Source organism: Ramlibacter aurantiacus, from assembly GCF_016722895.1.
GTDB lineage: Bacteria > Pseudomonadota > Gammaproteobacteria > Burkholderiales > Burkholderiaceae_C > Ramlibacter > Ramlibacter aurantiacus.
Genome location: NZ_JAEQNA010000001.1, coordinates 402,519 through 421,667, shown reverse-complemented (window position 1 = coordinate 421,667; position 19,149 = coordinate 402,519). Strand labels below are relative to the sequence as shown.

At 71.0% G+C, this 19,149-nt stretch carries 17 protein-coding genes; 11 read left to right on the top strand and 6 right to left on the bottom strand.

Going from position 1 to position 19,149, the window contains the following annotated elements; all coding sequences use genetic code 11:
- Positions 1–27: 27 nt before the first annotated feature.
- The 5 genes from gudD to garD all read left to right on the top strand — a co-directional run bounded on the left by gudD (position 28) and on the right by garD (position 6,670).
- On the top strand, positions 28–1,362 hold the full coding sequence (gene gudD / locus JI739_RS01970) for a glucarate dehydratase (protein WP_201682158.1): 1,335 nt from the start codon (positions 28–30) through the stop codon (positions 1,360–1,362).
- 314 nt (positions 1,363–1,676) lie between these two features.
- Entirely contained in the window at positions 1,677–3,104 is a 1,428-nt protein-coding gene (locus JI739_RS01965) for an aldehyde dehydrogenase (NADP(+)) (protein WP_201682157.1), read from the top strand.
- Positions 3,105–3,116: 12 nt separating this feature from the next.
- A complete protein-coding gene (locus JI739_RS01960; RefSeq protein ID WP_201682156.1) occupies positions 3,117–4,067 on the top strand; it encodes a 2-hydroxyacid dehydrogenase in 951 nt (316 codons plus the stop codon).
- A 56-nt stretch (positions 4,068–4,123) separates the two neighbouring features.
- Positions 4,124–5,101, top strand: a complete 978-nt coding sequence (locus tag JI739_RS01955; RefSeq protein ID WP_201682155.1) for a Bug family tripartite tricarboxylate transporter substrate binding protein — start codon at positions 4,124–4,126, stop codon at positions 5,099–5,101.
- 12 nt (positions 5,102–5,113) lie between these two features.
- Entirely contained in the window at positions 5,114–6,670 is a 1,557-nt protein-coding gene (gene garD, locus JI739_RS01950; protein WP_201682154.1) for a galactarate dehydratase, read from the top strand.
- A gap of 34 nt (positions 6,671–6,704) precedes the next feature.
- Here the strand turns inward: garD and JI739_RS01945 are convergent, their stop codons facing one another.
- From JI739_RS01945 to JI739_RS01935, 3 genes are all read right to left on the bottom strand, one after another.
- A complete protein-coding gene (locus tag JI739_RS01945; protein ID WP_201682153.1) occupies positions 6,705–7,394 on the bottom strand; it encodes a TerC family protein in 690 nt (229 codons plus the stop codon).
- Between the two features lie 115 nt (positions 7,395–7,509).
- A complete protein-coding gene (locus JI739_RS01940) occupies positions 7,510–8,916 on the bottom strand; it encodes a sensor histidine kinase (protein ID WP_201682152.1) in 1,407 nt (468 codons plus the stop codon).
- Complete coding sequence (locus tag JI739_RS01935) at positions 8,903–9,583, bottom strand: response regulator (RefSeq protein ID WP_201682151.1); 681 nt, start codon at positions 9,581–9,583, stop codon at positions 8,903–8,905. The genes JI739_RS01940 and JI739_RS01935 overlap by 14 nt, the downstream gene beginning before the upstream one ends.
- Before the next feature lie 165 nt (positions 9,584–9,748).
- On the opposite strand from JI739_RS01935, the gene JI739_RS01930 reads away from it, so the two are divergent.
- Entirely contained in the window at positions 9,749–10,648 is a 900-nt protein-coding gene (locus tag JI739_RS01930; RefSeq protein ID WP_201682150.1) for a LysR substrate-binding domain-containing protein, read from the top strand.
- 7 nt (positions 10,649–10,655) lie between these two features.
- Here the strand turns inward: JI739_RS01930 and JI739_RS01925 are convergent, their stop codons facing one another.
- The 3 genes from JI739_RS01925 to JI739_RS01915 all read right to left on the bottom strand — a co-directional run bounded on the left by JI739_RS01925 (position 10,656) and on the right by JI739_RS01915 (position 14,104).
- The gene (locus JI739_RS01925) at positions 10,656–11,633 is read right to left on the bottom strand and encodes a Bug family tripartite tricarboxylate transporter substrate binding protein (RefSeq protein ID WP_201682149.1); all 978 of its coding nucleotides are present in this window, start codon (positions 11,631–11,633) and stop codon (positions 10,656–10,658) included.
- Positions 11,634–11,655: 22 nt separating this feature from the next.
- Entirely contained in the window at positions 11,656–13,227 is a 1,572-nt protein-coding gene (locus tag JI739_RS01920; RefSeq protein WP_201682148.1) for a sulfatase family protein, read from the bottom strand.
- Positions 13,228–13,330: 103 nt separating this feature from the next.
- Positions 13,331–14,104, bottom strand: a complete 774-nt coding sequence (locus JI739_RS01915) for an IclR family transcriptional regulator (RefSeq protein ID WP_201682147.1) — start codon at positions 14,102–14,104, stop codon at positions 13,331–13,333.
- A 150-nt stretch (positions 14,105–14,254) separates the two neighbouring features.
- Between JI739_RS01915 and JI739_RS01910 the strand changes: the two genes are divergently transcribed.
- From JI739_RS01910 to JI739_RS01890, 5 genes are read left to right on the top strand one after another with little or no spacing between them, the layout of a single operon-like run.
- Complete coding sequence (locus JI739_RS01910; protein ID WP_201682146.1) at positions 14,255–15,217, top strand: ABC transporter substrate-binding protein; 963 nt, start codon at positions 14,255–14,257, stop codon at positions 15,215–15,217.
- The gene (locus tag JI739_RS01905; RefSeq protein WP_201682145.1) at positions 15,208–16,047 is read left to right on the top strand and encodes an ABC transporter ATP-binding protein; all 840 of its coding nucleotides are present in this window, start codon (positions 15,208–15,210) and stop codon (positions 16,045–16,047) included. Before JI739_RS01910 ends, JI739_RS01905 begins: the two co-directional genes overlap by 10 nt.
- Positions 16,044–16,802: an ABC transporter permease gene (locus JI739_RS01900; RefSeq protein WP_201682144.1), complete on the top strand. Its 759-nt coding sequence runs from the start codon at positions 16,044–16,046 to the stop codon at positions 16,800–16,802. Before JI739_RS01905 ends, JI739_RS01900 begins: the two co-directional genes overlap by 4 nt.
- Positions 16,802–17,968 (top strand): thiolase family protein, encoded by a 1,167-nt coding sequence (locus JI739_RS01895; RefSeq protein WP_201682143.1) that lies wholly within the window; start codon positions 16,802–16,804, stop codon positions 17,966–17,968. The genes JI739_RS01900 and JI739_RS01895 overlap by 1 nt, the downstream gene beginning before the upstream one ends.
- Positions 17,969–17,985: 17 nt before the next feature.
- Positions 17,986–19,146 (top strand): acyl-CoA dehydrogenase family protein, encoded by a 1,161-nt coding sequence (locus JI739_RS01890; protein WP_201682142.1) that lies wholly within the window; start codon positions 17,986–17,988, stop codon positions 19,144–19,146.
- The last annotated feature ends 3 nt before the right edge of the window (positions 19,147–19,149 follow it).

The window sequence follows — 19,149 nt, the reverse complement described above, 5'->3', positions numbered from 1 at the left end:
CCGCTGACCCCACTTCTGGAACCTGAGATGTCCGCATCGTCATTGCCTCGCATCACCGGCCTGCGGGTCATTCCCGTGGCCGGCCGCGACGGCATGCTGCTGAACCTGTCGGGCGCGCACGCGCCCTTTTTCACCCGCAACATCGTGATCGCCACCGACAGTGCCGGGCGCACCGGCGTCGGCGAGGTGCCCGGCGGCGAGAAGATCCGCCAGACCCTGGAAGACGCGCGGGCGGTGGTCGAAGGGCGGGGCCTGGGCGAGCTGCAGGCCATCCTGAACGACATGCGCGCCCGCTTCGCCGATCGCGATGCGGGCGGCCGTGGCCTGCAGACCTTCGACCTGCGCACCACCATCCATGCGGTGACTGCCGTGGAGTCGGCCCTGCTCGACCTGCAGGGCCAGCACCTGGGCGTGCCGGTGGCGGCGCTGCTCGGTGAAGGCCAGCAGCGCGATGCGGTGCAGATGCTGGGCTACCTGTTTTTCGTGGGCGACCGGCGCAAGACCGACCTGCCCTATGCCAGCGAACCCGATGCGCCAGACGACTGGCTGCGCCTGCGGCATGAACCGGCGCTCACGCCCGAAGCCGTGGTGCGCCTGGCCGAAGCCGCGCAGGCGCGCTACGGCTTCCAGGACTTCAAGCTCAAGGGCGGCGTGCTGCGCGGCGAGCAGGAAGTGGAGGCGATCCGCGCGCTGCACGAACGCTTTCCGCAGGCGCGGGTCACGCTCGATCCCAACGGCGGCTGGCTGCTGGAGGACGCGATCCGTCTGCTGCGCGACCTGCGCGGCGTGCTGGCCTATGCCGAAGACCCCTGCGGCGCCGAGGAAGGCTTCTCGGGCCGCGAGGTGATGGCCGAGTTCCGCCGCGCCACCGGCCTGCCCACCGCGACCAATATGGTGGCCACCGACTGGCGCCAGATGGTGCATGCGCTGTCGCTGCAGGCGGTGGACATCCCGCTGGCCGATCCGCACTTCTGGACGATGGCCGGCTCGGTGCGGGTGGCCCAGACCTGCCGCGACTGGGGCCTGACCTGGGGCTCGCATTCCAACAACCACTTCGACGTGTCGCTGGCCATGTTCACCCACGTCGGCGCCGCGGCGCCGGGCCAGGTCACCGCCATCGACACCCACTGGATCTGGCAGGACGGCCAGCGCCTCACCCGCGAGCCGCTGGCCATCGACGGCGGCTACGTGCAGGTGCCGAAGAAACCGGGACTGGGCGTGGAGCTGGACATGGCCGAAGTCGAGAAGGCGCACGCCCTGTACCTGCAGCACGGCCTGGGCGCGCGTGACGACGCGGTCGCCATGCAGTACCTGGTCCCCGGCTGGACCTTCGATCCCAAGCGCCCGTGCCTGGTGAGATGACCCCCCCCCGAAGCGCCTTCGGCGCCTCCCCCCCAGGGGGGCGCAACCAGCGGCCCGGCAAAGCCGGTTCCGCGGTTGCCGCTGGGAGGGCCGGCCGCTTCGCGGCGGCTCGAGATGCCCGCCTCGGCGGCCCGCGCGCCGGCCGCTTCGCGGCGGCTCGAGATGCCCGTCTCGGCGGCCCGCGCGCCGGCCGCTTCGCGGCGGCTCGAAATGCCCGTCTCGGCGGCCCGCGCGCCGGCCGCTTCGCGGCGGCTCGAGATGCCCGCCTCGGCGGCCCGCGCATCGTGGACCACTGAAATGAAAGGCCAGCCCACATGAACTTCACCGACAGCACCGCGGCCGACGTCGACGCCGCAGCCCGTGCCGCGCACGCGGCCTTCGCCACCTACGGCTCGTCGCCGGCTGCCACACGCGCGGCCTTGCTGCGCAGCCTGGCCGACGCGCTTCAGGCCCGGCGCGAATCGTTGGTGAAGCTGGCCGACGAGGAGACCCACCTGGGCACCGCGCGCCTCGACGGCGAGCTGGATCGCACCGCCTTCCAGCTGCGTGGCTTCGCCAACCAGGTGGAGCAGGGCGCCGCCTTCGTCTTCACCGACGACCCGGCCGTTCCCGGGGCGCCGCCCGCCGGCCACCCCCACCTGATGCGGGTGCGGGTGCCGCTGGGGCCGGTGGCGATGTTCAGCGCCAGCAACTTTCCCTTCGCCTTCTCGGTCCTGGGCGGCGACACGGCCTCGGCACTCGCGGCGGGCTGCCCGGTGGTGGTCAAGGCCCACCGTGGGCACCGCGCGCTCTCGCATGCCGTGGCCGAACTCGCGCGCCAGGTGGTGAAGGCGCTGGGCCTGCCGGCCGGCGTGTTCGACCTGGTCGACGGCCGGGGCTCCGAAGTCGGCGTTCGCCTGGTGCAGCACCCGCTGATCCAGGCCGCGGCCTTCACCGGCTCGGTACGCGGTGGCCTGGCGCTGCAGCAGGCCGCCCAGTCGCGGCCTCGCCCGATTCCCTTCTTCGGCGAGCTCGGCTCGGTCAATCCCTTCGTGGTGCTGCCGCCGGCGCTGGGGCAGGGCGCCGGGCTGGCGCAGGGGCTGGCCGTGTCCATCACCACCGGGTGCGGCCAGTTCTGCACCAGCCCGGGCGTGATCGTGGTGCCGACCGGTGCAGCCGGCGACGCGTTCGTGGAGCAGCTGGCGCAGGCCCTGCACGCCGCCCGGCCGCACGCCATGCTCACGACGCAGATGCGCGAGGGCTTCGAGGCCGGGCGTGCCGCCTGGGCCGCGCATCCGCGCCTGCAGGCGCTCGTTGCCGAGGCATCGGCACCGGACGAGCCGCCGCGCGCCTTCCTGGCGCAGGTCGACGCCGCCGGCTTCGTCGCCGACCCTGCGCTGCACGAGGAAGTGTTCGGCCCAGCGGCGCTGGTCGTGCGGTCCGAGGGCGTGCCACAGGTGGTCGAGGTGCTCGAAGCCATCGGCGGCTCGCTCACCGTGACGCTGCTCGGTGCCGAGCAGGCGACCGACGAGACCCTGCGCCTGGTGCGCGCCGCCACGCAGGTGGCCGGGCGGGTGCTGTTCAAGGGCGTGCCCACCGGCGTGGCGGTGACGGCCGGCCAGCAGCATGGCGGACCCTTCCCCTCGTCCACGCAGCCGGCCACCACCTCGGTGGGCTGGGCCGCGATGGACCGCTTCCTGCGCCCGGTGGCGCTGCAGGATGCACCGGCCTGGCTGGTGGCGCGGCAAGGGCAGCCCTGCTGAGGGCCTGAACCCATGACCCGTCCCCGCGTACTCCACGCCGCGCCGCTGACGCCCTGGCTCGACGCGCAGCTGGCGCAGGCCTACGAGCTCACGCACCTGCCGCCGGCGGGCGCCGCGCGCGCCGCCTTCGTCGCCGCGCAGGGCGGCGAATTCGACGCGGTCGCCACCTCGGCCTCGCGCGGCATCGCCAACGAGCTGATCGATGCCATGCCCCGGCTGCGCGTCATCTCCAGCTTCGGGGTCGGCCTGGATCGCATCGACACGGCGCACGCGGCGCGGCGCGGCATCGCGGTGGGCTACACGCCCGAGCTGCTGAACGACTGCGTCGCCGACGCGGCCTGGGGCCTCTTGATGGACGTGGCGCGCGGCTTCAGCGCGGCCGACCGCTTCGTGCGCCTCGGCCGCTGGGGCGAAGGTGCGTTCCCCCTGGGCACCCGCGTCAGCGGCAAGCGACTGGGCATCGTCGGGCTGGGCCGCATCGGCCGGGTGGTCGCCGGCCGCGCGCAGGGCTTCGACATGGAGATCCGCTATCACAACCGGAGCCGCGTGGCCGACGTGCCCTACGGCTATGCCGAAACGCTGCTGGAGCTGGCGCGCTGGGCGGACTTCCTCATCGTGGTCAGCGCTGGTGGCGCCGACACCCGGCACCTGGTCGATGCCGAGGTGCTCGACGCGCTGGGTCCGCGCGGCTTCCTGGTGAACGTCTCGCGTGGCAGCGTGGTCGACGAAGCCGCCCTGGTGCGCGCGCTGCAGCAGCGCACGATCGCCGGCGCCGGGCTCGACGTCTACGAGAACGAGCCCCGGGTGCCGCCCGCGCTCATGGCGCTGGACAACGTGGTGCTGCTGCCGCACATCGCCAGCGGCACCCAGGAAACGCGACAGGCGATGGCCGAGCTGGTGCTGGCCAACCTGCAGTCCTTCTTCGCGACGGGCCAGGTGCGCGTCGCGGCCCCGCACGCCTGAATTCCATGAACCATCAACCCGCCGGCCGCGGCCGGCCATCCTGGAGACACACGAGCATGAACAAGAGGAAATTCGTCAGCCTGCTGGCCGCGGGCGCCTGCGCGGTTGCCGCGCCCGCCGCCTTCGCCCAAGGGGCCGCCTGGCCCTCCAAGCCGGTCAAGATCGTCGTGCCGTTCCCCGCCGGCGGCACCTCGGACGTGCTCGCGCGCATCCTCGGCCAGAAAATGTCCGAGACCTGGGGCCAGCCCATCGTGGTGGAAAACCGGCCCGGCGCCAGCGGCAACCTGGGCGCCGACCAGGTCGCCAAGTCGCCGGCGGACGGCTACACGCTGGTGCTGATGGACGTGGGCAACCTCGCCATCGCCCCGGCGCTGTACAAGCTGCCGTTCAACGTGCAGAACGACTTTGCGCCGGTGGCGATGGTGGGCTACTCCCCGCACCTGCTGGTGACCAGCAGCAACGTGCCGGCCAACACCACGGCCGAACTGATCGCCTGGGCCAAGGCGAACAAGGGCAAGGTCAACTTCGCGGCCGCCGCCGGCATGGGCAGCGCCACGCACCTGGCGGGCGTGGTGTTCGCCCAGCGCGCGGGCATCGACTGGGGCTACGTGCCCTACAAGGGCGGCGCCCAGGCCATGACCGACCTGGTAGGCGGCCAGATCGACGTGACCTTCAATGGCATGGTGGCTACCTACCCGCACGTGAAGTCCGGCAAGATCAAGCTGATCGCGGTGTCCAGCCCCAAGCGCAACGCACAGGTGCCCAACGCGCCCACGGTGGCCGAGACGCTGCCGGGCTTCCTCACCGGCAGCTGGCAGGGCCTGTTGGCGCCGGCCGGCACGCCCAAGGCGGTGGTCGACAAGATCCACGCCGAAGTCCTGCGCATCACCGCGCTGCCGGACGTGCGCGAGCGCCTGACCACGTTGGGCGCCGAGCCGTCCGCCATGAGCCCGGCCGACTTCGGCAACTGGCTCAAGGCCGAGGTGCCGGCCATGGCCAAGGTGGTCAAGGACAACAGGATCACCATCGAGTAAGCAGGCACCGCCATGACCGCCAGCGCCTCGTCCCCCCTGTACATCCGCATGCACGAAGCGGACAACGTCGCCATCGTGGTCAACGAAGGCGGCCTGCCGGCCGGGGCTCAATTCCCCTGCGGCCTGCGCCTGCGCGAACGCGTGCCGCAGGGCCACAAGGTGGCGCTGGTCGATCTGCCCGACGGCGCCGAGGTGCGCCGCTACAACGTGCCCATCGGCCGCGCCACGCGCGTGCTGCCCGCGGGCAGCTGGGTGCACGAACGCGTGCTGGAGATGCCACCCGCGAGGTCGCTGGAGGGCCTCCCCATCGCGACCGTGCGCCCGCAGCCCGCGCCGCCCCTGGAGGGCTACACCTTCGAGGGCTACCGCAACGCCGACGGCTCGGTGGGCACGCGCAACATCCTGGCCATCACCCAGACCGTGCAGTGCGTCGCCGGGGTGGTGGAGTTCGCCGTCAAGCGCATCAAGGGCGAGCTGCTGCCCCGCTACCCGGGCGTGGACGACGTGGTGGCGCTGGAGCACGGCTACGGCTGCGGCGTGGCCATCGACGCGCCCGATGCGGTGATCCCCATCCGCACGCTGCGCAACCTGGCCCGCAACCCCAACTTCGGCGGCGAGGTGATGGTGGTGAGCCTGGGCTGCGAGAAGCTGCAGCCCGAGCGCCTGCTGCCACCGGGCAGCATCCCCATCAGCGACGAGCGCGAGCCGGCGCTCGACGTGGTGGTGCTGCAGGACGAGGCGCACGTGGGCTTCATGTCCATGGTCGACGACATCGTCACCCGCGCCCGCGCGCACCTGGAGCGGCTGCAGGCTCGCCGGCGTGAAACGGTGCCGGCCAGCGAGCTGGTGGTGGGCGTGCAGTGCGGCGGCAGCGATGCTTTCTCGGGCGTGACGGCGAACCCCGCCGTGGGCTTCTGCACCGACCTGCTGGTGCGCGCCGGCGCCACCGTGATGTTCTCGGAAGTGACCGAGGTGCGCGACGGCATCGACCAGCTCACCTCGCGCGCCATCAACGCCGAGGTCGCGCAGGCGATGGTGCGCGAGATGGCCTGGTTCGACGCCTACCTGCAGCGCGGGCAGGTCGATCGCAGCGCCAACACCACCCCGGGCAACAAGAAGGGGGGCCTGTCGAACATCGTCGAGAAGGCGATGGGATCGATCGTGAAGTCGGGCTCGTCACCCATTTCTGGCGTGCTGTCGCCGGGCGAGAAGCTCACGCAGCGCGGCCTGGTCTACGCGGCCACGCCGGCCAGCGATTTCATCTGCGGCACCCTTCAGCTGGCCGCGGGCATGAACGTGCACATCTTCACCACGGGCCGCGGCACGCCCTATGGGCTGGCGGCCTGCCCGGTGGTCAAGGTCGCCACGCGGACCGAACTGGCCCGGCGCTGGCACGACCTGATGGACCTCAACGCCGGCCGCATCGCCGACGGCGAGGCCAGCATCGAGGAGATGGGGTGGGAGATGTTCCGCTTCGTGCTCGATGTCGCCAGCGGGCGCAAGACCTGGGCCGAGCACTGGCGCATCCACAACTCGCTGGTGCTGTTCAACCCGGCACCGGTGACTTGAAAGCACGGCGCGGCGCCTGATCCGCGCGGGGCGCTCAGGCCTTGACTTCCGTGTCGGGCGGCGTCCGGTCCAGCAGCCACTTGCCCGTGAAGATGACCAGCGCTGCGCCGACGACCGGCGCGACCTGGTGCACCGCGTGGTGCGCGTCGACCCAGCGGGTCACCGACGGGTCGGCCACGGCCATCTCGCCCGCCACCCACCCCAGCAGGCCGGCGCCCAGCGTGATGATCAGCGGGAAGCGGTCCATGAGCTTCAGGATCAGCGAGCTGCCGTAGATGATGAGCGGAATGCTCACCGCCAGGCCGACCACCAGCAGGACCACGTTGCCCTTGGCCGCGGCGGCGACGCCGATGACGTTGTCCAGGCTCATCACCAGGTCGGCCACGATGATGGTCTTGATCGCGGCGGCCAGGCCCGAATGGCCTTCCAGTTCCTCGTCGCCGTCGTCCCCCTTCAGCAAGCCGACGCCGATCCACAGCAGCAGGGCGGCGCCGGCAAGCTTCAGGTAGGGCAGTGACAGCAGGTAAACGGCGAAGAACGTGAGCACGATCCGCAGCCCGATGGCGCCGACGCTGCCGAACAGGATGGCCTTTTTCTGCTGCTGCGGGGGCAGGGCCCGGCAGGCCAGTGCGATCACGACCGCGTTGTCACCGGACAGCACGATGTTGATCAGGATGATCTGGGCCAGGGCGACCCAGAACTCGGGCATGGTGAAAGCGGACATCTGTTCTCCTGTGGGGGGGGGGCGCGCGATGCGTCGACGACGGCTGGACGCAGGGAGCGTGGCGCAGCCCGCTTTCGCCACCATGTCGGCCAGCTTTCGGCCACCTTTCAGGAACTCAGGTCGCGCGCACCCTGATGGCTGGAAACCAGACGCTGAAGCGGTTGCCCACGCCGTCGCTGTCCTCCTCCAGCGTGATGCGGGCACCATGCAGCGTGGCGATTTCGCTGACGATGGCCAGGCCCAGGCCACTGCCTTCGGTGTTGGCGCCCAGCAGGCGGTGGAAGCGTTCGAAGATCCGCGTGCGCTCCTCGGGCGGGATGTGGGGTCCGTCGTCGTGCACCGACAGGCGCACTTGCTCGCCACCGTCCTGGCCGACCGAGACGGTGACCCGGCCGCCTTCCCGGCTGTAGCGCACGGCGTTGTCGATGAGGTTGTCCAGCAGCTCGCGCAGCCGTTCGGCGTCGGCCTCGACCAGCAGCGGCCGCTGCGCGCCTTCGAAGCCCAGGTCGATGTCGCGGCGCAGGGCCTGCGGGGCCCACTCCATGCTCACTTCCAGCGCCAGCGCGCCCAGGTCCAGCGGCTGCAGGCGCAGCCGCTCCAGGGCGCCGGGCTCGTTGCGCGCCAGCGCCAGCAGTTGGCCGACCAGTCGTGACAGGCGCTCGACGCCGGTGTAGAGCTGGGCCATCGTGGGCGCCAGGCGCTGCGGATCGCTCTCGCGCAGGGCCAGCTCGATCTGGGCCTTCAGGCCGCTCACGGGGGTCTTCAGTTGGTGAGCCGCGTCGGCGATGAACCGGTTCTGCATGTCCAGCGCGTGGCCCAGGCGCTCCATCAGCTGGTTCACCTCGTCCAGCAGCGGGCGCACCTCGGCCGGCGCCTCCTGCAGGGCGAGCGGACGCAAGTCGCGGTGCGAGCGGCTGGCCAGGGCCTGGCGCAACTGCCGCAGCGGCAGCAAGCCGCGCTCGACCCCGAAGTACACGACGGCCAGCACCAGCACCAGCAGCAACAGCTGGGGCACCAGCACATGGGCCACGATCTCGCGTGCCACGGCCGTGCGCTGGTGCAGCGTCTCGGCCACCTGCACCAGCACCGGGTCGCCTTGGTCGGCGCCGTCCGGGACGAACCAGGCGGACACCACCCGCACGGGCTCGTCCTGCAGCCGCTGCCGGTGGAAGGTCACCGCGCCCGGGCGGACGGCCAGCGCGGCCGGCGCGTCGAGCTCGGCATCACCGGCCAGGGGATCGCCCGAGCGGGTGCGGACGCGAAAGAAGACCTGGTCCTCGGGGTGCACCAGCAGCAGGCGCTCGGCCGCATCGGTGAGCTCCAGCCGCGCGCCGCCGGGGCCGGCCCGCAGGTGCAGGGCCAGTTCACGGGCGATCTCGTGCAGGGCGCGGTCATGCGCCAGGTCGGCCGCGCGCAACGCGGTCCACCAGCTCACACCGAAGTCCAGCAGCAGCAGGCCCAGCAGCGGGGCCAGCAGCCAGCGCAGCAGCCGGTGGCGCAGGCTGGGCTCAGCCCTGGCCATGGCGGCTCGCGCGTTCGATGAGGTAGCCCATGCCGCGCACGGTGCGGATCTCGCAGCCGGCCGCCTCCAGCTTCTTGCGCACGCGGTGGATGTAGACCTCGACGGCGTTGGGCGCGACATCATCGTCCCAGCCGTAGAGGTGGTTCATGAGTTGCTCCTTGCTGACCACCCGGCCTTCGCGCATGAGCAGCAGCTCCAGCACCGCGAACTCGCGCGCCGACAGCTCGATTGGCTGCTCACCGTGGAAGACACGACGAGCCGTGGCGTCCAGCCGCAGCTGCCCGTGCGACATGACCGGCGCCTGGCCGGCGCCCCGCCGCAGCAGGGCCCGCACGCGGGCTTCGAGTTCCGGCAGGTCGAAGGGCTTGGCCAGGTAGTCGTCGGCCCCCATGTCGAGTCCGCGCACGCGATCACCGAGGGCGTCCAGGGCAGTGAGCATGAGGACGGGCACCCGCGAGTGCCGCGCGCGCAGCCGCCTGAGCACTTCGAGGCCGCTGAGGCCGGGCAGGCCGATGTCGAGGATGGCGAGGTCGTAGGTGTCCATCGCCAGGGCGGCGTCGGCCTGGGTGCCGGAGGAGGCGACGTCCACCGCATAGGTGGACTGCACCAGCGCCCGCGACAGGGCGTCCGCGAGCAGCTTGTCGTCTTCGGCCAGCAGGATGCGCACGGGTGCGATCCTAGCTTGCCCCCCACGGCAGCCGTCGTATCGCGCCCGCGGCCGCGGCGCTCCGTGGCGGGACCCGCTGCCGGGCGCACCAGGCAACCGGGACACGCCGGCTACATTCCCGGCGTCATGGCCGGCGATTCCCGCCGGGCCCAGCCAGGGGAACTCATGGATCTGCGCCAGCTTCGCTATCTCATCGCCATCGTCGAGGCGGGCAGCGTCACCGACGCCTCCCGCCGCCTGCACGTGGCCCAGCCCGCCCTGAGCCAGCGCATCGCCTCGCTCGAAGAGGAGCTGGGCCTGCAGTTGCTGGTGCGCACCCGCCAGGGCGTCTCGCCCACGGCCGCGGGGCAGGAGCTGTACGCCCGCGCCAAGATCATCGTCAAGCAGGTGGCGGCGGCGGCCGCGGCGACGCGGGAGAAGGCCGGCCACGTGGGCGGCCGCGTCGGCATCGGGCTGCTGCGCAGCATGGCGCCGTACCTCGCGACCGCGCTGTTCCGCCGCCTGCGCGCCGAAGCGCCGGGCATCGTGCCGGAGATCGTGGTGGGCTACTCGGACGAACTGGTGCAGGCGATCGACGATGCCCGGCTCGACATCGCCTTGCGGGTGCTGCCCGTCGGCGCCAAGCCGGCGCTGCCGGTGCTGCTGGACGAGCCGCTGTGCGTGGTCGGGCCGCCGGCCTTGCTGGCGGGCATGCCGCCCCAGCTGGAGCTGTCGGACCTGGCCGCCTTGCCCTTGCTGGTGTCGCCCACGCAGCCCATCCACCAGGTGCTGCAGCGCACGGCGCGTGAGCGGGGGCTGTCGTTCCAGGTCGTGGGCAGCGTGGAGTCGTCCACCGCCGCCGCGCAGTTGTGCGCCGAAGGCTACGGCGCGTTCGTGACCCCTAAGGCCGCGGCCCAGTTCGTCGTGAACGCCAGCGGCGGCCGGCTGGACCAGCGCATCGTGACCGGCTTCGATCGGCAGGTGGGCCTGTATGCCAACCCCGAGGTCGCGCGTTCGGCCTCGGTGGAGACCTGCGAGCGCATCCTGCTGGAGGTGTTGCGGGAGCGCGCCCGGGAGTTGCTCTAGGGCCGGCTCAATCGAACTGGATCTTGGCGTCGGCAACGACCCGTTGCCAGCGCTGGGCCTCTTGCGCGACGAAGGCGGCAAAGGCCTCCGGGCGGCTCGGCGCCGCCGTGGCCCCGGTGGTGTCCAGCCGCGCCTGCACGGCGGGCGACTCGAGGGCGGCCGCCACCGCGGCCTGCATCTTGTTCACGATCGCCGGGGGCAGCCCGGCGGGCCCGACCAGGCCCACCCAGCCGCGCAGGTCGATCTGCGGGAAGCCGGCCTCGGCCAGGGTGGGCACCTCGGGCATGCTGCGCAAGCGCTTGTCCGAGGACACGGCGATCGCCCTCACGCGGGAACCCTGGAGCAGCTGGCGGGCGACGGCCGAAGCCACCAGCGCCATCTCGATCTGGCCGCCCGCCACGTCGGTGCCGGCCGCCGCGGCGCCCTTGTACGGGATGTGCGTCACCTTGCCGCCGATCTCGCGCAGCAGCAGCTCCATGCCCAGGTGCGACGGGGATCCCGAGCCGGCGGAGCCATAGGACAGCTGGCCCGGATGGGAGCGGATGTGCTCCACCAGCGACTTCATGTCCTTGGCCGGCAGCTTGTTGGAGACGATGAGCACCGGCGCCTCGGTGGTCAGCTGGGTCACCGGCGTGAAGCTGGTGCGCAGGTCGTACGGCGTCTTGCGCAAGGCGGGGGTGGCCGTGGACTGCAGGTTGAGCAGGCCGAAGGTGTAGCCGTCCGGCTCGGCGCGCGCCAACTCACCCAGCCCGATCGTGCCCTGGGCGCCGCCCTTGTTTTCCACCACGATGGCCTGGCCCAGCCGCTTCTCCACCTGGTCGGCCAGCGCGCGCACGGCCACATCGGGCGGCGAGCCCGGAAAGGTGGGGACGATCACCCGCACCGGGCGGGTCGGCCAGTTCTCGCTGGTCCAGCCGGCCAGGGGCGCGAGGGCGGCGGCGAGCAGCAGCGTGCGGCGCGGCAGGAGGAGGGGGGCTTGTCTCATCGTCGTTCCTTGGTGGTGTGTGTCAGGCGAATGCCGTGGGGGCGGGGCTGGTATCGGCGTGCGCGAGCATCTGCCGCGCCAGCTCGCCCAGCAGCTCGCCGCGCAGGGCGCGCTGCGCGGGATCGTTCCAGAGGTTGCGCGACTCGGTGGGGTCGGCGCGGCGGTCGTACAGCTCGCCCCATTCGGCGCCGTCGTACACGCTCAGGCGGTGGGTCGGGCTCAGGAGCGTGCGCATGCGCACCGGGCCGTCGAAGCCGAAGTAGGTTCGCTGCCCTTCCTCCTCGATCAGCAGGTGCTCGCGCGACGCATGCCCCGGCTCCTGGCGCACCAGCGGCAGGAAGCTGCGGCCCTGCAGCCCGTTGTAGGGTTCCAGCCCGACGCGCTCGAAGATGCTGGCGCTGATGTCGATGGAAGAGAGCAGGGCGTCGCTGCGCCGGCCGCCTTCGGCAGCGGCCGGGTCGCGCCAGATCAGCGGCGTGCGCGTGAGGCTGGGGTAGTGCAGCGAACCCTTGAGCAGCAGCTGGTGTTCGCCCGCGAACTCGCCATGGTCGCTGGTGAAGACCACGACGGTGTTGCCGGCCTGGCCGCTGGCTTCCAGCGCCTCCAGCACGCGGCCGACCTGGGCGTCGATGAAGCTGAGCGAGCCCCAGTTGAGCGCGATGGCCTCGCGTGTTTCGCGTTCGGTGGCCGCGAAGCAGGCCTGCGAGTCCTTGACCGCACGGCCGGCATCGCGCTCGCCGCGCAGCCAGGCCAGGTGCGGCGGCGGCTCGGACGAGTGGAAACTGGCAGGCAGTTCGACATCCTCGGGCCGATACAGGTCCCAGTAGCGGCCGGGCGGGGTGTAGGGATGGTGCGGGTCGGGGAACGAGCAGTAGACGAAGAACGGCCGCTCGCGCGCCGCGGCGCCTTGCAGCCGTTCGATGGCGCGGTCGGCGATCCAGGCCGTGGGGTGCAGTTCTTCCGGCACGCGGGTGCGCCAGGCCTGCCGCACCTGGCTCAGCCGGTATTCGGGCGTGGGGATGGCCTTGGCCGGTCCGGCCAGTTCCAGCGCCTGCGGGTGCTCGCGCGCCAGCCAGCGCCGGTAGTGGCCTTGCGGGCAATCGCCGTGCTCGATGGCGAGGTCGAGGTGGCCGAAGCCGTAGTAGGGCAGCGCGGGTTCGAAGGCCGGGTCCTCGCGCCAGCGGGCGATGCTCTCCTGTCGGTGGTCGCCCGGGTAGGGGCGCTGCGCGTCCTTGCCGTACACCGGCCGGCCCGGATGCGGCGCCGGCTTCTTGTCGGTGATGTTCTGCAGGTGCGACTTGCCGCACAGCGAGGTCTCGTACCCGGCCTCGTGCAACAGCTCGACGAAGGTGCGGCTGGCCAGGGACAAGGGGATGCCGTTGTGCCGCACGCCGTGCGCCGACGGCATGCGCCCGGTCATGATGCTGGCCCGGTTGGGCATGCAGATGGGGCTGGCCACGTGGCACTCGGCAGCGCTCCAGCCGCGCGCGGCCAGAGCGTCGATGTGCGGCGTCGCGATCTGGCGGTTGCCCCAGCAGCCCAGGTGCGACGCATTGAGCTGGTCGACGATGAAGACGAGGAAGTTCGGGCGCATCGGCCGCATCGTAGGCAGCCCGCCTCGAACTGGCCAATAGCAAATCGCGTGAGCGCCATCGCGGGCTGCAATGGCCCGGGCCGTGGGGCTTGCGCAGGGATGCTCAGAGCCGCCGATCACCCCGCGCGGAGATCGCCGCCGCGGCGGAAAACAGCGGCCCCCGCCAGGCCTTGGGGTTGAAGCGGAACGAGGGCGCCGCCACCACCAGGCCGGCGATGGCGGGCTCGGCCGAGGTGCGCACCGGCACCGCCATGGCGCTGATGCCCTCCACCGGGATGTCGCGCACGATGGAACAGCCCTCGCGGCGAACCACGTCCAGCTCCTTCAGCAGCGCCTGGCGCTCCGACCTCGAGAGCTCGAAGCTGTCCACCATGGGCGTGAGCCGGTCGGGCGGCATGCCGGCCATGATCACGCGGCCGATCGCGGAATGATGGGCCGGAAAGCGCGTGCCGACCTTGAGGTCCACCCGCAGCACCGACTCGGCCTCGACCCGCTGCACCAGCGACACGCTGCTGCCGACCAGCACGCCCAGCGAGCAGGTTTCGTGCACCTGCGCCACCAGCGCTTCGAGCAGCGGCACCACCGCCGGGCCGAAGCCGAAGTGCTTGGCGGCCACCGCGCCGGCCTCCATCAGGCGCAGGCCGAGCCGGTAGCGGCCGGTGGCGGTGTTGCTCTCCACGAAGCCGTGCGCCACCAGCGTCGCCAGCAGCTGGTGGGCCGAGCTCTTGACCACGCCGATCTCGCGCGCCATTTCGCTCACGCCGAGTTCATGCTCGGGATGCGCCACCAGCAACTCGAGCATCTGCAGGGCTCGCGACACCGACGCCACCTGGCGCACGGTGGGTTCTTCTTCGTTCAGGCTGGCCTCTCTCTTCAAGGGAATCCCCTAGGTCTGGCGGACTTCCTCGAAGCCGCGGTTCGGCAAATAATAGCTCATTCGCGAACGCCGTTCGGCATACCCGAACGCAAACAACCAGGAGACCTTGTGATCCGATTCCGCCGAAACCTTCTGCGTGCGACGGCCCTCATGCTCGTGACCGCCGGCGCCTCGCTGCCCGCCTTTGCCCAGCAAAAGCTCGGCAGCGTCTCCATCTCGGCCGTGCCCTCGACGAGCGCCGTGGTGCTGTATGTCGCCCGCGACCAGGGCTACTTCGAGCGCGAGGGGCTGGACGTGAACATCAAGGAGTTCACCAGTGGCGCCGAAGCCGAGCGCGCCATGCTGGCCGGCGCCGTCGACATGGCCGGAGGCGGCGTGGGCACCACCATGCTGATGGCCAACCAGGGCATCAAGGCCAAGAACGTGGTGCTGTTCCAGAAGAAGCCCATCTTCACGCTCGTGGCCTCGGACCGGGTGAATGCCAAGCCGGGCGACCTGAAGGCGCTCAAGGGCAAGACCATCGGCGTCAGCTCGCCCGGCAGCCTCACCGACCTGTTCCTGCGCATCGCGCTGCGCGACGCGGGGCTGGACCCCGATCGCGACGTGACCATCGTGGCCACCGGCGGGCTCAACTCGCACCTGCCGGCCCTGCAGGCCGGCCGCGTCGATGCGCAGATGACCTGGGAGCCGGCCACGGTGAACATCACCAAGAAGGAAAAGGCCGCCACCGTGTTCATGGACCTGCGCGGCGACGACGTGCCGCCGTCCTTGCAAAACCTGCTGGGCAGCTCGCTGCAAGCCACCGACAAGTGGCTGTCGGATGAAAAGCACCTGCAGCAGGCCCGCGCCGCCGCCCGCGCGGTGGCCAAGGCCAGTCGGGCCATCAACCAGAACCCCGACCTGATGCTGCCGTCGCTGCAGCGCATGTTCCCGACGCTGTCCCAGGACCTGCTCAAGGAAATCGCCCGCGTCGAGGCGCCGTCCTTCAGCCCGGTCATCACCAAGGAGGCGATCGAGCACATGAACAAGATCTACCGCTCGGCCGGCCTGACCAAGGCGGACGTGAGCTACTCGGACATCACCGACCCGCGGCTTGCGACCGAATGGAAATGAGAACGGCCGAGGGGCTGCGCGTGCTCGATGCCGAGCGCGCGCCGGGGCAGCAGCCGATGGGCGCCGCGCCGAAATTGCAGGTCAAGGGTGTGTCGCTCAGCTTCCCGCAGGCGGGGGGCGGCCGGGTGGAGGTGCTGCAAGGCGTCGACCTGTCCTTGGGCGAGGGTGAGTTCTGTTCCATCGTCGGTCCCTCCGGTTGCGGCAAGAGCACGCTGCTGTCGGTCATCTCCGGCCTGATCCCGCCCGACGCCGGCAGCTGCGAACTCGATGGCAAGCCCATCACCCTGGGCAACCCGGCAGTGGGCTACATGTTCCAGTCGGACACGCTGCTGCCTTGGGCCACCGCGCTGGAGAACGTGCGCTTTCCGCTCGACGCGGTGGGCCGCAAGGACGACGGCCTGTGCCTGTCGCTGCTCAAGAAAGTGGGCGTGGGGGCCTTCGCCCAGGCCTATCCGTGGCAGCTCTCGGGCGGCATGCGCAAGCGCGTGCAGCTGGCACGCCTGCTGGCGCAGCAGCCCAAGGTGCTGCTGATGGACGAACCCTTCGGAGCCCTGGACGCGCAGACGCGCCTGTTGATGCAGGAAGAGTTGCTGCGGCTATGGGACTCGACCGGCCTGACGGTGCTGTTCGTCACGCACGACCTGTCCGAGGCCATCGCCCTGTCCGACCGGGTGATGCTGTTCACCAACCGACCCGGCTCCATCAAGGAGGAGTACCCGGTGCCGATCGAGCGGCCGCGCGCCATCGAAACCATCGTGCAGCACCCGGCCTACAACAGCCTGTTCGTGCAGGTGTGGCAGTCGCTACGCAAAGAGATCACTCTGGAATGAAGCTCAATTTCTATCGGCTGCTGTTCCTGGCCGTGGTGCTGGCGCTGTGGGAAGCCGCGGCGTGGTCGGGGCTGGTGCAGGACTACGTGATGAGCCGCCCGACCAAGGTGGCGAGCTGGTTGTCCGAGGCGCTGTTCAGCGGCTTCTTCTGGACCAACGTCGTCGTGACGCTGCGCGAAACGCTGCTGGGGCTGCTGATCGGTGGCGTGCTGGGGGTGGCGTCGGGCTTCGCGCTCGCCCACTGGCGCGGCGCCTTCCGGCTGCTGGAGCCGTTCATCATGGCCTTGTACAGCCTGCCGCGCGTGGCGCTGGCGCCGCTGTTCCTGGTGTGGTTCGGCATCGGCGAAAGCTCCAAGGTGGCCCTGGCCGCGTCGCTGGTGTTCTTCGTGATGCTGCTGAACACCTACACCGGCGTGCGCGAGATCGACCAGAACCTGGTGAACGCCGCCCGCACCATGGGCGCGAGCAACGGGCTGATCGCGCGCCGCGTGCTGCTGCCGGCCTCGATGACCTTCATCTTCGCGGGGCTGCGCGTGAGCATCGGCCTGGCCCTGATCGGCACCATCGTCGGCGAGATGATCGCCGGCCAGTACGGGCTGGGGCAGATGATCGCCAGGGCCGCGAACATGTTCGATACCGCGCAGGTGTTCGCCATCATCATCGTGCTGGCCGTGCTCGCGGTGCTGCTCAACGAGGCCATGAAGCTGCTCGAAGGGCGCGTCATGAGATGGCAACCGTCACGCAGGGAGCTCTGATGCAGCCCGCCCACATCGTCGGCGTCGGCATGACGCCGTTCGCCCGCCATCCCGATCGCTCGCTGAAGGACCTCGCGCGAGAAGCCGTCACCGCGGCGCTGGTCGACGCCGGTATCGCGCAGGACCAGCTGCAGGCCGCCTACTGCGCCAACTCCATGGCCGGCATCGTGACCGGCCAGGAGTCGATCCGCGGGCAGGTGGTGCTCAACGCCATGGGCATCACCGGCATTCCGGTGGTCAACGTGGAGAACGCCTGTGCCACCGGCGCCACGGCCGCGCACCAGGGCTGGCTGGCGGTGGCCTCGGGCCTGCACGAAGCCGTGCTGGTCGTCGGCTTCGAGAAGCTCTACCACCCCGACCGGCAGGTGTCGATGCGGGCGCTGGCCTCGGCCACCGATGTCGAACTCGCCAACTCGCCGGCAGGGCAGAGCGCCTTCCTCACCGAGTCGAGCAAGCGGCTGGAGCGCTACATGCAAGCCTCGGGCGCGGCGCTGCGGCACGTGGCGCTGGTGGCCGCCAAGAGCCGCGCCCATGCCTCGCTCAACCCACTGGCGCATTACCGCGAGGCGAACACGGTCGAAGAGATCCTGGCGGCGCCCGTGGTCGCGCCGCCGCTGACGCGCCTGATGTGCTCGCCGATCAGCGACGGCGCGGCGGCGATCGTCATCTGTTCTGACGCCTTCCGGCGCCGGCACGCGAACGGGGCGGCCGTGCGGATCGCCGCGTCGGTGCTGCGATCCGGTGGCACGCCCGGTCCGCTGGCGGGGCGCACCGCCCAGGATGCCGCCGAGGCGGCCTACGCCATGGCCGGCCTCACGCCGGCGGACATCTCGGTGGCCGAGGTGCACGACACCACCGCCGCGAGCGAACTGATGCTGTACGAGAAGCTGGGCTTCTGCGAGGCGAACGGCGGACCCGCCTTCATCGAATCGGGCGCGCCGGCGCTTGGCGGGCGGCTTCCGGTCAACACCAGCGGCGGCCTGATCGCGCGCGGCCATCCGGTGGGCGCCACCGGCGTCGCGCAGCTGTGCGAGCTGGTCTGGCAACTGCGCCAAACGGCGGGTGCGCGGCAGGTGCCGGGCGCGAAAGCCGCCCTGGCGCACAACGCCGGCGGCACCGTCTGCGGCGAGTCGGCCTCGGTGGCCGTCCACATCCTCACTGTCTGAATCTGCAAGGACCCTGCATGCTCCACACTTTCACGGCGGAACAGGCCGCGGTGCGCGAAACCGCCGCCGCCGCCGCCCGCAAGATCAACGAGACCATCATCGAGATCGACCGCCAGACCGGCCACTCCAGGGAATGGTGGGACGCCATCCACCTGCTGGAGCGCGAGGGGCTGCTCAAGCTGCATATTCCCAAGGAGCTGGGTGGCGGCGGGCACGACCTGTTCACCGTGGTGCTGGCCGAAGAAGAGATCGCCAAGGTCGATGGCGGCTTCGCCAACATCGTCTCGCACGAGGCCTGTTCCTACCTGATCTTCACCAACGCGCGCGAGGCCGCGCTGCGCGACGACTGCCTGAAACGCATGTCGCAGGGCGACCTCACCTGCATCGCCATCACCGAGCCCGACGTGGGCGCGGACCTGGCGCGCATGAAGACCGAGGCGCGCCGCGACGGCGACCACTGGGTCATCACCGGCGACAAGCGCGTGGCTTCGCTGGCGGCGGCCGCGGGCATGTACCTGGTGTTCGCCATCACCGACCGCAGCAAGGGCACCAAGGGCATCTCGGCCTTCGTGATCCACAAGGGAACGCCGGGCCTGACGGTGGGCGAGCCCGACGACCTGATGGGGTACCGGCAGCTGCCCCCGGCCGACGTGCACCTGAAGGAGGTGCGCGTGCCGGCGGTGCAACTGCTCGGGGAAGAGGGCGGTGGCCTGAAGATCTTCGCGCAGGCCCTGAACGTCGGGCGCCTGGGCGGCGGCACGCAGGCGCTGGGCATCGCGCAGGGCGCGTTCGACCTGGCCCTGGCCCGCGCGAAGGAGCGCCACACCTTCGGCAAGCCGCTCATCGAGCACCAGGCCCTGCAGTTCAAGCTGGCCGAGATGCAGACGCAGATCGAGAGCTCGCGGGCCTTCGTCTACCAGGTGGCGCGCTGGATGGATTCGGTGGACGACATCTCCAGCCCCGAGGTGGGCCGCTACTGCGCGATGGTCAAGTCGCACTGCTCGGACATGGCGATGAAGGTCGCCATCGAGGCGGTGCAGATGTTCGGCGCCTACGGCAACTACCGGCAGTACCACGTGGAGCGCCTGCTGCGCGACGCCAAGGTAACGCAGCTGGTGGACGGGCCGAACGAGCTGATGAAGATGCGCATCGGCCATGCGCTGGTCCGCAACCGCTGAAGA

Coding starts and splice junctions, on each gene's coding strand:
- gudD (WP_201682158.1), top strand. CDS start 28: ATGTCCGCATCGTCATTGCCTCGCATCACCGGCCTGCGGGTCATTCCC.
- JI739_RS01965 (WP_201682157.1), top strand. CDS start 1,677: ATGAACTTCACCGACAGCACCGCGGCCGACGTCGACGCCGCAGCCCGT.
- JI739_RS01960 (WP_201682156.1), top strand. CDS start 3,117: ATGACCCGTCCCCGCGTACTCCACGCCGCGCCGCTGACGCCCTGGCTC.
- JI739_RS01955 (WP_201682155.1), top strand. CDS start 4,124: ATGAACAAGAGGAAATTCGTCAGCCTGCTGGCCGCGGGCGCCTGCGCG.
- garD (WP_201682154.1), top strand. CDS start 5,114: ATGACCGCCAGCGCCTCGTCCCCCCTGTACATCCGCATGCACGAAGCG.
- JI739_RS01945 (WP_201682153.1), bottom strand. CDS start 7,394: ATGTCCGCTTTCACCATGCCCGAGTTCTGGGTCGCCCTGGCCCAGATC.
- JI739_RS01940 (WP_201682152.1), bottom strand. CDS start 8,916: ATGGCCAGGGCTGAGCCCAGCCTGCGCCACCGGCTGCTGCGCTGGCTG.
- JI739_RS01930 (WP_201682150.1), top strand. CDS start 9,749: ATGGATCTGCGCCAGCTTCGCTATCTCATCGCCATCGTCGAGGCGGGC.
- JI739_RS01925 (WP_201682149.1), bottom strand. CDS start 11,633: ATGAGACAAGCCCCCCTCCTCCTGCCGCGCCGCACGCTGCTGCTCGCC.
- JI739_RS01920 (WP_201682148.1), bottom strand. CDS start 13,227: ATGCGCCCGAACTTCCTCGTCTTCATCGTCGACCAGCTCAATGCGTCG.
- JI739_RS01910 (WP_201682146.1), top strand. CDS start 14,255: ATGCTCGTGACCGCCGGCGCCTCGCTGCCCGCCTTTGCCCAGCAAAAG.
- JI739_RS01905 (WP_201682145.1), top strand. CDS start 15,208: ATGGAAATGAGAACGGCCGAGGGGCTGCGCGTGCTCGATGCCGAGCGC.
- JI739_RS01900 (WP_201682144.1), top strand. CDS start 16,044: ATGAAGCTCAATTTCTATCGGCTGCTGTTCCTGGCCGTGGTGCTGGCG.
- JI739_RS01895 (WP_201682143.1), top strand. CDS start 16,802: ATGCAGCCCGCCCACATCGTCGGCGTCGGCATGACGCCGTTCGCCCGC.
- JI739_RS01890 (WP_201682142.1), top strand. CDS start 17,986: ATGCTCCACACTTTCACGGCGGAACAGGCCGCGGTGCGCGAAACCGCC.